Origin of the sequence: Leifsonia poae, assembly GCF_050632195.1 — a bacterium.
GTDB classification, from domain to species: domain Bacteria; phylum Actinomycetota; class Actinomycetes; order Actinomycetales; family Microbacteriaceae; genus Leifsonia; species Leifsonia poae_C.
In genome coordinates, this window is record NZ_CP192580.1 from 1,570,201 (window position 1) to 1,583,972 (window position 13,772).

The following is a 13,772-nucleotide window of genomic DNA, read 5'->3' on the forward strand; positions in this document are numbered from 1 at the left end:
CTCTCTGTCGATTCTTTCAGGGTCTGGCCAGAGCGTAGTGGATGCGCGCGCCGCGAGGCCATCACCGCGTATCCCCGGCCGGTACACAGCAGGACGGCAGTACTGTTCCCAGCATGGAGTTGTTCACACGCGAGTGGGGGAGCGGCGACCGTCGTGCGGTGCTGGTCCACGGAGCGATGTCCGATTCGCGCAACTGGCGCACGGTCGGTCCCGCCCTTGCCGAGCGTGGCTACCACGTGGTCGCCGTCGACCTTCGCGGCCACGGGCACAGTCCTCGCGCGGAGTCGTATACGGCTGAATTGTTCGCTCAGGATGTGGTCGACACCGTCCCCGCGCATCCCGAGCTCGTCCTGGGTCACTCACTCGGCGGCCTCACCGTCAGCCTCGCCGTCGAGCGCCTCCGCCCGCAGCGCGCGATCTACGTCGACCCCGCCTTCTCGGGGCCCGCGCTCACCCGGTGGCAGCGGATGCTTGCCCCGGCTTTCCTGCGCAACCTCACCCGCGCCTCGGCCGCCCGCATCGCCAAGCGGAACCCGCGCTGGGATCCGGCCGATGTGGCGATCGAGGTCGAGACCTTCAAGGCGTTCGATCCCGCGGTCATCCCTGTGCTGATCACCCCGGGGTCCTTGCGCGCTCCTGAGCAGATGCACGTGCCGTCACTGGTCGTGCTGGCCGACAAATCGCAGCTCGTGAAGCCCGCTCTGGCCGACCGGCTCGAAGAGGCCGGCTTCGAGGTGCGCATCGTGCGCGGCAGCGGCCACACCGTGAACCGCGACGACTTTCCGGGCTTCATGACCGCGCTCGACGGCTGGATCTGACCCTTTTACCCTGATCCCGGTGCAGTGTCGGCGGGGGACCGTAGACTTGGGCGAGTGATACTGCAGGGCTTGATCGCAGCGCTTTCGCGCGCCTCCACGTTCGATGACGCCCTGGCGTCCGCGTCTCGCGACGCCGACTTCTCCCTGACCGACGGATTGAGAGCGCCGCTCATCGCCGGGCTGCTGAAGAAGCGGGCCGAGGCGGATGCGTCGCAGGCGTTGCTCGTCATCACCGCGACCGGCCGTGAATCCGAGTCGATCCGCGGCGCACTTGGTGCGGTGGTGCCGAACGCCGAGGTCATCGAGTTCCCTGCCTGGGAGACTCTGCCGCACGAGCGTCTCAGCCCGAGTGCCGAGATCGTGGGCAAACGCCTCCTCGCGCTGCGCCGGCTTGCCGCTTGGGATGCGGGCGAGCGGTCGCATCCGATCATCGTCGTCGCTTCTGTGCGTGCGGCTCTGCAGCCGCTGGCCGACAACCTCATCGACTACCAAGCGGTCGAACTGGCCGCGGGCGGCCGCGGGTTCGACCTCGGCCGGCTTGCCGCGGAACTGGTCGACCTCGCGTACGGCCGCGTCGACATGGTCACTCGCCGCGGTGAGTTCGCCGTGCGCGGCGGCATCCTCGACGTGTTCCCGCCGACGGCAGAGCATCCGTATCGCGTCGACTTCTTCGGCGACGAAGTGGACCAGATCCGCGCGTTCTCCGTGGCCGATCAGCGGTCCCTGCCCGACCCGATCCCTTCGGTCACGCTGCCGCCGAGCCGTGAGCTGCTGCTCAGCGAGTCGGTGCGTCAGCGTGCCCGCGAGATGGAGCACGAGTTCCCGAGCCTCTCGCAGATGCTCGCCAAGATCGGCGAGGGCATCCCGGTCGAAGGCATGGAATCGCTGGCGCCCGCCCTGGTCGACCGCCTCGTGCCGCTCACGCACTACCTGCCAGACGGCGCCGCGGTGGCGGTGCTCTCACCCGAGCGCGTGGCCAGCCGCGCGGTGAGTCTGGCGGAGACCAACCGCGAGTTTCTGACGGCGGCCTGGAGTGCTGCGACGGTCGGGGCCGCCGCACCGATCGACCTCGCCGCGGGCGACTTCCTCACCCTGCAGCAGCTGAAGGACTCCGCCAAGTTCAGTGCTCCCGGGCAGAAGGCACCTGACCACCCTTGGTGGACCATGACCGGGTTCCGGGCCGACGAGATCCTTCCGGAGCACCGCGAGATCGAGGAGCTCCTGCAGGTACGGGTCGCTGCCGAGGCGGTCCCCAGCTTCCAGGGCAACGTGTCGGGCGCGATCGAGCACGTCGCGGCACGGCTGCGCGACGGCTGGAGGGTCGCGATCGTCACGGAGGGAGCCGGGCTCGCGGAGCGCACAGTGGATGTGCTGGGCGAAGCCGAACTGCCCGGACGGTTGGTCGAGGAGTACCCGGCCGATCCTGAACCCGGCATCGCGTACATCCTGAAGGCAACCGTCGAGCACGGCTTCGAGCTGGAGGAGACCAAGCTCGCGCTGCTCAGCGAGAGCGAGTTCTACGGTCGCACGATCGGCTACGACTCGCGTCAGGTCAAGAAGCTGGCCACTCGTCGCAAGAACGTGGTCGACCCGATGCAGCTGAAGCCCGGCGACCACGTCGTGCACCAGACCCACGGCATCGGCAAGTTCGTCGAGCTCACCCAGCGCGAGGTCTCGAGCGGTGGACGCAACCCGGTCAAGTCGAAGCGCGAGTACCTCGTGCTGGAGTACGCGCCGTCGAAGCGCGGGTATCCGGGTGACAAGCTCTTCGTGCCGACCGACCAGCTCGACCTGCTGACTCGTTACGTCGGGGGCGAGGCTCCTGCGCTCAGCAAAATGGGCGGTAGCGACTGGTCGGCGGCCAAGGGCCGCGCTCGCAAGGCCGTGCGCGACATCGCCGTCGAACTTGTCAAGCTGTACTCGGCGCGCATGGCGAGCAAGGGCCACGCGTTCGGACCGGACACCCCGTGGCAGCGTGAACTCGAAGAGGCGTTCCCGTTCGCGGAGACCCCCGACCAGTTGCAGACCATCGACGAGGTGAAGGCCGACATGGAGCGGCCCATCCCGATGGACCGTCTTATCTCTGGCGATGTCGGGTTCGGCAAGACCGAGATCGCGGTGCGCGCCGCGTTCAAGGCCGTGCAAGACGGAAAACAGGTCGTCATGCTCGTGCCGACGACTCTGCTGGTCAAGCAGCACTTCGAGACGTTCCAGGAGCGCTTCGCCGGCTTCCCGATCCACCTGCGGGCGCTCAGCCGCTTCCAGACCGACAAAGAGGCGCGCGAGACGATCAGCGGGATGGCCGACGGCACGGTCGACGTGGTCATCGGCACGCACCGCCTGCTCGCCGACGGCATCGTGCTCAAAGACCTCGGGCTCGTGATCATCGACGAGGAGCAGCGCTTCGGTGTCGAGCACAAGGATGCGCTCAAGAAGTTGAAGACCAACGTCGACATCCTCGCGATGAGCGCGACGCCCATCCCGCGGACCCTGGAGATGGCAGTCACCGGCATCCGCGAGATGTCCACGCTCGCCACCCCGCCCGAGGAACGACACCCGATCCTCACCTTCGTGGGACCGTACTCGGAGAAGCAGGTCGCCGCGGCGATCCGCCGCGAGCTGCTGCGCGAGGGTCAGATCTTCTTCGTGCACAACCGCGTCGGCAGCATCTCGGGCGTCGCCGCCAAGCTGGCGGAACTGGTTCCGGAGGCGCGCATCGGCGTCGCCCACGGCAAGATGAACGAGACGGCGCTGGAGCAGGTCGTCGTCGACTTCTGGGAGCGCAAGTTCGACGTACTGGTCTCGACGACCATCATCGAGACCGGACTCGACATCGCCAACGCGAACACGATCATCATCGACCGAGCTGACAAGTACGGGCTCAGCCAGCTGCACCAGCTGCGCGGTCGTGTCGGCCGTGGCCGCGAGCGCGCGTACGCGTACTTCCTCTGGGATGAGAACAAGCCGCTCAGCGAGACCGCCCACGACCGCCTCTCCACCATCGCGGCGAACAACGATCTCGGCAGCGGGATGCAGGTGGCACTCAAAGACCTGGAGATCCGCGGTGCGGGAAACCTCCTGGGCGGCGAGCAGTCCGGTCACATCGCGGGCGTCGGGTTCGACCTCTACCTGCGGATGATCGGCGAGGCCGTGAGCACGTTCCGCGGCGAGGTCGCCGAGGGGCAGACCGAGCTGAGGCTCGAGCTGCCGGTGGATGCGCACATCCCCGAGGAGTACGTCGACAGCGAGCGGCTGCGCCTCGAGGCCTATCAGAAGCTCTCGACCGCCAGCTCGCCGAACGCGAAGACCGGTCAGATCGACGCGGTGCTGGAGGAGCTCACCGACCGTTACGGCGAACCGCCCGTTCCGGTCTTGAACCTCATCGCGGTGTCGCGACTGCGCCTGGCCGCCCAGCGCGCGGGCCTCGGCGAGGTCGTGGCGATGGGCTCGAACCTTCGGTTCGCGCCCGCGATCCTGCCGGACTCGGTGCAGGTGCGGTTGCAGCGAATGTACCCAGGCTCCAAGTACCACGCCGCGCCCAAGGTTGTCACCGTGCCGCTGCCGCGCGTGAACGGTGAGGCGCCGGACGATTCGGACCTCATCGGCTGGGTGGCGTCGCTGCTCGGCGCGATCTTCCCGGCGCCCGAGCCTGCCGAACTCGAGGCCGAGGCGTCCGCCTGAGCCGGGCCGCGCATGCCGACCCGTCGGTGCCTAGAGCAGCGTCTCGATTCCGATCCTGACCACATCCCCGAGCCCGACGCCCTCCTTCTTTCGCACCGAGCCCTTGATCGCGAGCGTGTATGCGCCGTCGGCCGACTCGGGGAAGATCGAGGTCGACCAGCGCGAGCTTCCGAGGGTGGCCACCACTTTCACCGACCCGAATCCGGCTGGGGGATGCGGCTGGTCGTGGATCTCCTGGGAGATGTCGAGCGGCAGGCGTGCGAACACCCACAGGTCGCGCCGCGCTTCCCAGCGCCACAGGTCGGCCTCGAACTCGTATCGGATTCCTGCCATGACCTCACTCTGCCGCAGATCGCGCTCCCGCGTCAGCCGTCGTGCCGACCGATCGCCCGGCCACCTGAAAGAATGGGTCGAGCAGGGCGACGACGTCTGGTCGCCCGGACCCGAGGAGACGGATGCGCTGGCCGAACTGGTTTCGCAAGCGGGCTGACAAGGCCGTGATGCGTCCGTTCGACGAGAACGCCCTCGTGGAGCTCGCCCCGCCGAGCCTCGACCAGTCCGTCGAAGAAGGCATGATGCTCGCGGACTACGCCACCCGCATGGCGGTGAAGAACCACATCGTCGTCGACACGATCCAGCTGGGGAACGCCTTCGATCCCAGCCGGCACACGGGTGCCGCTGCCGAGACGCTGCGCGAGCTAGCCGACGAACAGGACCAGGCTGCCATCCGTGTGGCCGTGGCTCGCGAAGACGTCGAGGGTCTCGGCGGTGATGCCGTTCATCCCCACGACTATCGCGACGTCGACGTCGACAATCTTCGGCGCCGCGAGGAGGCCGCGACGGTTCTCGGTGCGGCTCTGCGCGAGCGCGCGGCCTCGGAGGAGGAGCTGCTCGCCATCGTCGAGCGCGCCCGGGTCGAGGCCTGGGGCGAGGTCGGAGCGGCGATCGAAGCATCTCTCTACGCGTTCTCGGGCGCCGAGGCGCTCAAAGCGAACTACGAGGCTGAGCGTCCCGCCCGGCTGCGGCTCCTCATCCAGCGCGACCTCGCCAGGCTCGAGGAAGAACGCGGCGGCTACTGAGGCCGCTCGTGTCGCTCGGGGAGGGCGACCGGTGCGACCAGGGTTCCCACCTCCACGCGGATCCAGCGCATCCCGGTCTCGCGCTTCTCCGCGCGTGTGGAGTACCGATAGAGGAAGGTGCGCGCCCGCACGGCAGTCGGCTTATCGCGCCCGAACGGAGCCCTCCGGATGAGACGCAGCGTCGGCGCGTCGGCCTCGAGCAGGCGTAGCAGGAACACCTCGAACCAGCGTGTGTCCCGAGAGCCCAGCGCGAGGAACCACATCAGCCAATCGAGCCGAAGATGGTACGGCGCGACCTGCGGTGGCAGCCTTCTCGCATCGCCCGGTTTGCCCTTGAATTCGTATTCTCGCCAAACCGCCGCGCTCGATCCCGCGTCCTCGATCGTGCCCTCGACGATGATCTCGTAGCGCTCCTTCGTCACACTCCCGAAGGCGCCGTATGCGTTGACGAGGTGCCAGCGGTTGAAGCTGGCGTTCATCAGCTGATGACGCGAGAACAGGTTCGCGAGCGGTCGCCAACTGAGCACGATGAGCAGGATGCTCGCCGCGAGCGCGACCACGGCGAACCACGCCGGCACGCTGCCGGCTCCGATGTCGCCGACAGTGCCGACGGGAAGCGCGCCGAAGACCGTGGACAGCACCGTGTCGCTGACCGCGGAGAACGCCAGCACGATCGTGATCACGTTCAGCCAAGCGAAGTTGCCTGTTGCGACCAGCCAGAGCTGCGTGAGGATCACGATCGCCGCGGCACAGCTCGCCACCGGCTGCGGAGCGAACAGGAACCAGGGCACGACGAGCTGGGCGAAGTGGTTTCCGAGCACCTCGACCCGATGCCACCACTTCGGCAGCAGGTGCGCCGTTCGACTCAGCGGGTTCGGCATCGGCTGGGTCTCGTGGTGGTAGTAGAGGGCGGTCAGGTCGCGCCAGGACCGGTCGCCGCGCATCTTGATCATCCCGGCCCCGAACTCCAGCCGGAACACGAGCCAGCGCAGCAGCAGGATGATCGTGATCGGCGCCGCGGTGTCGTGCGAGCCGAGAAAGCCCACGGTGAACCCGGCCTCAAGCAGCAAGCTCTCCCAGCCGAACGAGTAGAACGTCTGGCCGACGTTCACGATCGAGAGGTAGAGGCCCCAGACGACGAGAAATACCAGGAGCAGCGCCCACGAAGGCGCGAACTGAGGGATGCCGGCGACGACCAGGGCGGAGAGTGCCGCGCCGGTCCACGCCACCGCGCGCAGCAGCCGGTCCGAGTAGCGCCAGCGGAACAGGGTCGGCTGTCGACGCGCGTAAGCCAGGCGGAGAAAGCGTGGGACGGGGAGAAGCCCGTGTTCGCCGAGCAGCGCCGGGAACTGGTTCACCGCGCTGATGAAGGCGATCAGATAGAGGGCGGCGATCCCGCGCTGCAGCACCTCGCGCGCCACGCTGTAGTCGGTTGCCGCCAGCCAGCCGAAGACGTCCATCTCGCATCACCGCCCTGAGATGCGCCCACCATACGCCGCCGAGGCTCGCGCGTTCGAGCCCTGGCCCGTCCGGATCCCCGCGGCTACGGTGGGAGAATTCAATATTTCACGGAGGGGAATCGGTGCAATGTTACGCATCTCATTGGTCGGCGACGGATTCGCGGACGTCGACGCATCGCTGGTGACGATCGACGAGGAGGCGTTGTTCTGCTGGCGTCCTGAGGCTGAAGAGGCGATCGCCCGCTATCCGCTCGGTCAAGTGCAGAGCATCCAGGTCGCCGCGGGCGGAATGGGGTCACGACTGCGTCAGGAGCATCCGAATGCGTACCGACGCTGGGATCGCGAAAGCGAGGAGGCCGTGGTCGAGGCGTACAAGCGCGGCGAGTCGTTCAAGGACATCGCGGCCGCGGCCGGGCGCCGGGTGGGCGGGATCAGGTCGCGACTCGTGGCACTGGGTGTGATCGATCCGGAGCCGGGGGATCGGGTGAGTTTCCAGACCTCGCTGGCGCTCGCCGAAGGTGCTGGCGCCGGTGCTGGTGCTGGTGCTGGTGCCGCCGAGGCTGCCGAGCGTTCGGACCAGCCCGACCGATCAGGCGGCGAGGTGAGCGTCGAGGCTGATCGCGCGGTGGTCTGACGCCCCGGCGGGGAGCACGTCCACCTGGCTGATCTCAAAACCGGTCGAGGTCACGAAGTCGAAATACCCCGTGAAGAACTTGTAGCGGAGGTAGGTCGGCTCGGTGCTGCGCATCAGCGCGTAGCCCGTGGTCGTCAGGCGCCGTTCCAGCCCGCGAATGAACCAGGGGTAGTTGAAATCGCCGACCATGACGGCGGGGATGTCGTCGGCGAGGGAGCGCATCCCGACATGTGCAGCCGCGATCTGCTTGCGGCGCAGGGAGTTGGATGCGGTGAGCGGCGCGGCGTGGAAGGAGCCGACCAGCACATCCTCGTCCTTCTCTCGATCGTGCAGATGTGCCGCGAGAAGGCGCTCGTGAGCGGGAGCGAGCACTCGGTCGTGAACCGATTTCTGCACCGCGAACACCTCGGTACCGAGGATGTCGTAACGGCTCTCCCGCACGTAGATGGCCAGGCCGAGACGGTTGGCCTTGGTCGCGTCGGCGAGCACGAGATGGTGAAGGCGCTGCGGAAGGGCCTCGGCATCGCACTCCTGCAAACAGAGAACGTCGACGTCGTGCGCCGCCGCGATGTCGGCCAATTCGTGACCGGCAGCGTGTTTTCGCAAGTTGTAGCTGACGATTCGCAGTTGAATCCCTCTTCTCGCACATCCCGGTCGGGAGGGATGCGACAACATTCTTCACCAGAATCTTCACACGAAACGGAGAACGAGCGGTTCGCACACGCAATTCACAAGAGAGTCATCGGCGAGACACGGCCCGTTCCCGGCGAGTACGGTGGTGGCATGGCGAGCGAAGCAGTTGTCATCACCGTCCCCGGTCCGAACGGCGATCGCGAGGTTCGCATCTCCAGTCCCAGCCGGGTTCTGTGGCCCGAGCTCGGCATCACCAAGCTCGATCTGGCGAACTATCTGGTCGCCGTCGGCGACGCGTTCGTCCGGGCGAACGGCGACAGGCCGGTCTCTCTCGAACGTTTCCCGGAGGGAGTCGGGGGCGAGGTCTTCTTCTCGAAGAACCCTCCCCGCGGTGCTCCTGACTACGTGCGGGCGGTGCCCGTGGTCTACCCGAGTGCACGATCGCATCCCCAACTCGTCATCGACGAGCCGGCTGCAGCAGTGTGGGGAGCGCAGATGAACACGATCGTGTTCCATCCGTGGGCGTCGCGCGCCGAGAACTCGGACAACCCCGACCAGCTGCGTATCGATCTCGACCCGCAGCCGGGGACGGATTTCTCCGACGCCGTTCCCGCGGCGATCGAGTTGCGCAAGGTGCTCGCCGAGGCGGGGCTCGACGCGTTCATCAAGACCTCCGGCAACCGCGGGCTCCACGTGTTCGCGCCGATCGAGCCGACTCACGAGTTCCAGGATGTGCGTCACGCCGTGATCGCGGCCGCCCGTGAACTCGAACGGCGCATGCCCGACAAGGTCACGACGAACTGGTGGAAGGAAGAGCGCGGCGAACGCATCTTCGTCGACTTCAACCAGGCCAACCGTGACCGCACGATGGCCGGCGCATACAGCCCGCGCGCCCTCGCGCACGCTCCGGTCGCCACACCCGTCACCTGGGACGAGCTCGAGACGGTCAACCCGCGGGACTTCACGATTCTCACCGTGCCCGATCGGCTGGCGACCGTGGGAGATCCGTGGGAACACTTCGGCGAGAAGCCGGGCACGATCGACCAGCTGCTCGGCTGGTGGCAGTGTGACCTCGATGCCGGGCTCGGCGAACTGCCCTTCCCACCCGACTATCCGAAGATGCCCGGCGAGCCCCCGCGCGTGCAGCCGAGCCGCGCGAAGAAGGACTGAGGCGGCTCAGCTCAGCACATCGGCCAGGTCGTACGCGACCGGGCGTTCGAGCTGTTCGAAGGTGCAGGATGCGGGGTCGCGGTCGGGGCGCCAACGCTCGAACTGCGCGGTGTGGCGGAACCGCATCCCCTCCATCTGGTCGTAGCGCACCTCGAGAACCCGCTCGGGTCTCAGCCGGATGAACGAGACGTCTTTGCCTGACGAGAATCGACTGCGGTCGGTCTCGCCTTTGGCCGCGTTGCCGCTGTCGTCGCGGACGACGAGCGGATCGAGTTCATCGACGAGTTCGAGGCGGCGCACGTCGCTGAAAGCCGAGACACCGCCGACGTTCCGGAGCACACCCTCCGAGTCGTAGAGCCCGACGAGCAGCGATCCGACGCCCCGCCCGCTGGCGTGGACGCGATATCCGAGCACGACGACGTCGGCGGTGCGGTGGTGCTTGATCTTCAGCATCGTGCGCTTGTTCGGGGAGTACGGCGCCGCGAACGGCTTGGCGACGACCCCGTCGAGCCCCGCACCCTCGAACTCTTTCAACCACTTGCGGGCGAGGTCGACGTCGGTCGTCGTGCGGGTGAGCTCGATCGGGGCGGGCAATGCTCCGGCGAAGTCTTCGAGGGCGGCCCGGCGTTCGGCGAACGGGCGGTCGAGCAGCGATTCGCCGCGGAGGGAGAGCAGATCGAAGGCGACGAAGGTTGCGGGCGTCTCCTTCGAGAGGAGGTCGACGCGGCTGGCGGCGGGGTGGATCCGCTGCGACAACGCCTCCCAATCGAGGCGCTGCTTGCCCGGTTCGCCGGTCGGCACGACGATCTCGCCGTCGAGCACGCACGGGCCGGGGAGGATCTGTTTGAAGGCTTCGACCAGCTCGGGAAAGTATCGCGTCAGCATCTTGGACCCGCGGCTGCCGATCTCGACCCGCTCGATGTCGTCCCCTGACCCCTCGGCGTAGACGATCGCACGGAAGCCGTCCCACTTGGGCTCGTAGCTGAGGCCGCCCTCGACGGAGTCCGCTTCGGGGACGGTCGGAACGGCTTTGGCCAGCATCGGCGCGACGGGGGAGTCCGAGGTGGGGTTCATGGTTCGATCATGCCCTCCGGCGGCGTCCCGGGGAAGTCTTGGCTCCGCTGAGCATCCCCTTCGAACCGGCTGGGGTTAGGTAAGCCTGCCCTATACTCGAAGCGAGATGTATCGACCCGATCACGCGAGCCACACCGCGACCACCGCCCACCACGACGACCGTGTGCAGTTCCTCGTCGTCGCCGATGAGTCGTCGCTTGCGGAGCTGGAAGCCGAGCTCGCGCTCCTGCCGCTGTGCGCCCGAGGGCGGGTCTTCGTCGAGGTCGAGCATCCCGAGGATGTCGTGGCTCTGTCGACGCCGATGCGGATGACGGTCACCTGGCTGGCGCGCTCGCACCGGAGTGGACGCCCCGGCAGCGGCGAGCGCTGCGCCCGCGGCGAGGCCGCGACCCGTGCGGTGCGGGCCTGGACAGCGGAGATGCTCTGCGACGGCCCGGGCGAGACCCGCGCCATCGTGCTCGGCGGATTCGCGCTCGTGTCCGAGGTGCAGGAGCACCTGACGGCCGAGGTCGGCATGGAGCCGTCCGCCGTCACTGTCGCTTCGTACCGCTAGACCGTTGCGCTGACCCCGGTGAGCTCGGCGGTCAGTGCCCACAGATCGCGGCCCAGCTGGGCGTCGTTCGCCTGCTGCCGCACGCGGCCGTTCGCCTTGAGCTGGTCGAAGTATGTTCCGCTCGGGGCGCCTACAGGTGACTCCGCGGTCAGCGCGATCAGCGGCGCCGCGCCCTGTTCGACGCTGATGCCGTAGCCGCCACGGGTCACAGCCGAGCCGAACCGGATTAGCGGGGACGACATCCCGAAGTTCGTGGCGATGGTTCCCGGATGGAAGGAGAACGCGTCGATGCCCGTGCCGGTCAGGCGTTCGGCCAGTTCTCGGATGAACAGGATCGTGACCAGCTTGGCGGTGCCGTACGCCCGCCAGCCGCCCAGCCACGGCCGCTCGGTGAAGTCGAGGTCGTCGAGTCGCACGTGCCCGAACAGGTTGGCGAGGCTCGCGGTGGAGACGACGCGCACCGGATGTCCCAGCTCGGCCGTGGCTTGCAGTCGGGGCAGGAGCAGATTAGTCAGCAGGAACGGGGCGAGGTGGTTCGCCTGAATGGTGCGCTCATGTCCGTCGACGGTCAGCTCCCGCTTGGAGTACAGACCGCCCGCGTTGTTCGCGAGTACGTCGATGCGGTCGTAGCGACCGAGGAGCGCGTCGGCGAGCGACCGCACGTCGTCGAGCCGCTCGTAGTCAGCGAGGAACGGCGTCGCCCCGATGCGCTGGGCGACGGCGCGGGTGCGCTCCGGATTGCGGCCGACGACGGCGAGTTCGTTGCCCTGCGCGGCCAGCTGTTGCGCCGCGACCACGCCGATGCCCGAACTCGCTCCGGTGAGGATGATCGTGCGACGGCTCCCGGTCGGTGCGCTCACAGGTATCCACCTTTCTCGAGGCCCGCCTCGATCTCATATCGGTTCTTGAGCGGGTCGCGCCCCGCCAGCAGGTAAAGAAACGGGAAGAGCATCCCGTAGCGCTGCCACTGGCGCTTGTGCACAGCCTCGTGTTCGAGCACGTCATCGCTGACGTTCTGCTCGGTGAGATAACACCCGCCGACGCACGACCCGCCACGCCCGAACGTGCGCTGCGGCATTCCACGGAACACGAACAGTCCTTGGCGACGCTCGACCCGCCCGGTGCTCCAGAGGAAGCCCCAGGCGAGCCCGACCGCCGTGGCGTACAGGTAGCCGAGCCAGCTGATCGGCGAGTCGAGGAACAGTGTCTTGAGGGGGCGCATCCCTACTCCTCCGGCCGACCGTATGCTTCGAGCAATCGCAGCCAGACCTCGCTGACGGTCGGGTAAGACGGCACGGCGTGCCAGAGCCGCGCGAGCGGCACTTCGCCGACGACGGCGACCGTGGCCGAATGCAGCAGTTCGCCGACGTCCTGCCCGACGAAGGTCACACCGAGGACGACCTGCCGCTCCTCATCGACGACCATCCGTGCATGGCCGGTGTAGTTGTCGGCCGCGATGCTCGCACCGGCGACGCTGCCGATCGGGTAGTCGACGATGCTGATGCGGTACCCGGCTCTGTCGGCCTCGGCCGAGGTGAGTCCGATGGTCGCCACTTCCGGATCGGTGAACACCACCTGGGGGACGGCCCGATGGTCGGCCGTGGCGACGTACTTCCCCCACGGTTCCATGTGCACGGTCTTGCCTTTCGCTCGCGCAGCGATCGCATCGCCTGCGGCCCGAGCCTGATACTTGCCCTGATGGGTCAGCAGGGCCCGGTTGTTGACGTCGCCGACGCCGTAGAGCCAGCCTCCGTCGACCGGCTCGCCGTCGCTGGCGAGCACGCGCATGGTGTCGTCGACGTCGAGCCACGCGCCTTCTTCGAGACCGAACGCGTCCAGACCGATTCCAACGGTGTTCGGGATGCGCCCGGTTGCCACGAGAAACTCAGCGGCTCGCACGGTGGTGCCGTCGTCGAGGTCGACGCGGAACCCGTTCTCATCGGTCCGCTCCACCGCGGTCACGGTTGTGTCGAGATGCAGCGTCGCGCCGAGCTCACGGAGCGAGTCGGCGACCATCTCGCCCGCGAAGGGTTCGCTCGTGGTGAGTAAGCCGTGCCGGGTGATCAGGTCGACCCGGGTGCCGAACCCCGCGTACGCCGTCGCCATCTCGACGGCCGTGACACCTCCGCCAAGGATGGCGAGGGAAGCCGGCACGTGCTGCGCACTTGTCGCGTCCCGGCTCGTCCAGGGCTCGCTCTCGCGGAGGCCGGGGATGTCGGGAAGCAGCGAGGCCGAGCCGCTCGTGACCGCGACCGCGTGCCGCGCGGTCAGCACCGTCACTGTGCCGTCCTCTGCGGTGACGGTCACCTCCCGCGGCGCGGTGATGACACCACGTCCTCGGACCAGATCGATGTTCGCCCCGGACAACCAGTCGACCTGCCCGTCGTCCTTCCAGTCGTGCGCCATGTGGTTGCGACGCTTGAGCACCGCCGCGACGTCGAGCATCCCGGTGACGGCCTCACGCGACCCGCCCACGCGCTGCGCCTCGCGCAACAGGGCCCCGCTGCGCAGCAGTGCCTTCGACGGCATGCAGGCCCAGTACGAGCACTCGCCACCGACCAGTTCGGACTCGATGATGACGGAGGTCATGCCGCCCAGCCTGGCCCGGTCTGCCACGTTCTCTCCGACGGCGCCGGCTCCGATCACGATGACGTCGTACTCGGTGATCAT

At 67.8% G+C, this 13,772-nt stretch carries 14 protein-coding genes; 7 read left to right on the forward strand and 7 right to left on the reverse strand.

All coding sequences use genetic code 11. From position 1 onward, the window contains the following. The first annotated feature begins 113 nt into the window (after window positions 1-113). Both ACQ86A_RS07985 and mfd read left to right on the forward strand, forming a co-directional pair. The gene (locus ACQ86A_RS07985) at window positions 114-818 is read left to right on the forward strand and encodes an alpha/beta fold hydrolase (RefSeq protein WP_431280015.1); all 705 of its coding nucleotides are present in this window, start codon (window positions 114-116) and stop codon (window positions 816-818) included. 54 nt (window positions 819-872) lie between these two features. After that, window positions 873-4,499, forward strand: a complete 3,627-nt coding sequence (gene mfd, locus ACQ86A_RS07990) for a transcription-repair coupling factor (protein WP_431280016.1) — start codon at window positions 873-875, stop codon at window positions 4,497-4,499. Between the two features lie 30 nt (window positions 4,500-4,529). On the opposite strand, the gene ACQ86A_RS07995 is transcribed toward mfd, so the two are convergent. Continuing rightward, on the reverse strand, window positions 4,530-4,832 hold the full coding sequence (locus tag ACQ86A_RS07995) for a DUF1905 domain-containing protein (protein ID WP_431280017.1): 303 nt from the start codon (window positions 4,830-4,832) through the stop codon (window positions 4,530-4,532). On the opposite strand from ACQ86A_RS07995, the gene ACQ86A_RS08000 reads away from it, so the two are divergent. Then, window positions 4,831-4,989 carry a hypothetical protein gene (locus tag ACQ86A_RS08000; RefSeq protein WP_431280018.1) on the forward strand — a complete coding sequence of 53 codons (159 nt, stop codon included), beginning with the start codon at window positions 4,831-4,833 and terminating at the stop codon, window positions 4,987-4,989. The genes ACQ86A_RS07995 and ACQ86A_RS08000 overlap by 2 nt on opposite strands. Then, the gene (locus tag ACQ86A_RS08005; RefSeq protein WP_431280019.1) at window positions 4,955-5,578 is read left to right on the forward strand and encodes a hypothetical protein; all 624 of its coding nucleotides are present in this window, start codon (window positions 4,955-4,957) and stop codon (window positions 5,576-5,578) included. The genes ACQ86A_RS08000 and ACQ86A_RS08005 overlap by 35 nt, the downstream gene beginning before the upstream one ends. Here the strand turns inward: ACQ86A_RS08005 and ACQ86A_RS08010 are convergent. Next, a complete protein-coding gene (locus tag ACQ86A_RS08010; protein ID WP_431280020.1) occupies window positions 5,572-7,038 on the reverse strand; it encodes a lipase maturation factor family protein in 1,467 nt (488 codons plus the stop codon). The two genes, ACQ86A_RS08005 and ACQ86A_RS08010, sit on opposite strands and share 7 nt — an antisense overlap. Before the next feature lie 127 nt (window positions 7,039-7,165). Here ACQ86A_RS08010 and ACQ86A_RS08015 point away from each other — a divergent pair, with 127 nt between their 5' ends. Beyond that, window positions 7,166-7,672: a hypothetical protein gene (locus ACQ86A_RS08015; protein ID WP_431280021.1), complete on the forward strand. Its 507-nt coding sequence runs from the start codon at window positions 7,166-7,168 to the stop codon at window positions 7,670-7,672. Here the strand turns inward: ACQ86A_RS08015 and ACQ86A_RS08020 are convergent. After that, window positions 7,628-8,347, reverse strand: coding sequence for an endonuclease/exonuclease/phosphatase family protein (locus ACQ86A_RS08020; RefSeq protein ID WP_431280022.1), 720 nt, complete (start codon window positions 8,345-8,347; stop codon window positions 7,628-7,630). The genes ACQ86A_RS08015 and ACQ86A_RS08020 overlap by 45 nt on opposite strands. A 108-nt stretch (window positions 8,348-8,455) precedes the next feature. Between ACQ86A_RS08020 and ligD the strand changes: the two genes are divergently transcribed. Then, a complete protein-coding gene (ligD, locus tag ACQ86A_RS08025; RefSeq protein ID WP_431280023.1) occupies window positions 8,456-9,475 on the forward strand; it encodes a non-homologous end-joining DNA ligase in 1,020 nt (339 codons plus the stop codon). Window positions 9,476-9,481: 6 nt separating this feature from the next. On the opposite strand, the gene ACQ86A_RS08030 is transcribed toward ligD, so the two are convergent. Further along, entirely contained in the window at window positions 9,482-10,549 is a 1,068-nt protein-coding gene (locus tag ACQ86A_RS08030; RefSeq protein WP_431280024.1) for an ATP-dependent DNA ligase, read from the reverse strand. A 106-nt stretch (window positions 10,550-10,655) separates the two neighbouring features. Here ACQ86A_RS08030 and ACQ86A_RS08035 point away from each other — a divergent pair, with 106 nt between their 5' ends. Continuing rightward, window positions 10,656-11,102, forward strand: a complete 447-nt coding sequence (locus tag ACQ86A_RS08035; RefSeq protein ID WP_431280025.1) for an SIP domain-containing protein — start codon at window positions 10,656-10,658, stop codon at window positions 11,100-11,102. Here ACQ86A_RS08035 and ACQ86A_RS08040 read toward each other — a convergent pair. Genes ACQ86A_RS08040 through ACQ86A_RS08050 form a run of 3 tightly spaced genes read right to left on the reverse strand, consistent with a single transcriptional unit; the run spans window position 11,099 to window position 13,772 of the window. Further along, a complete protein-coding gene (locus tag ACQ86A_RS08040) occupies window positions 11,099-11,962 on the reverse strand; it encodes an SDR family NAD(P)-dependent oxidoreductase (protein WP_431280026.1) in 864 nt (287 codons plus the stop codon). The two genes, ACQ86A_RS08035 and ACQ86A_RS08040, sit on opposite strands and share 4 nt — an antisense overlap. After that, the gene (locus tag ACQ86A_RS08045; protein WP_431280027.1) at window positions 11,959-12,324 is read right to left on the reverse strand and encodes a Fe-S oxidoreductase; all 366 of its coding nucleotides are present in this window, start codon (window positions 12,322-12,324) and stop codon (window positions 11,959-11,961) included. Before ACQ86A_RS08045 ends, ACQ86A_RS08040 begins: the two co-directional genes overlap by 4 nt. 2 nt (window positions 12,325-12,326) lie before the next feature. Further along, entirely contained in the window at window positions 12,327-13,772 is a 1,446-nt protein-coding gene (locus ACQ86A_RS08050) for a dihydrolipoyl dehydrogenase family protein (protein WP_431280028.1), read from the reverse strand.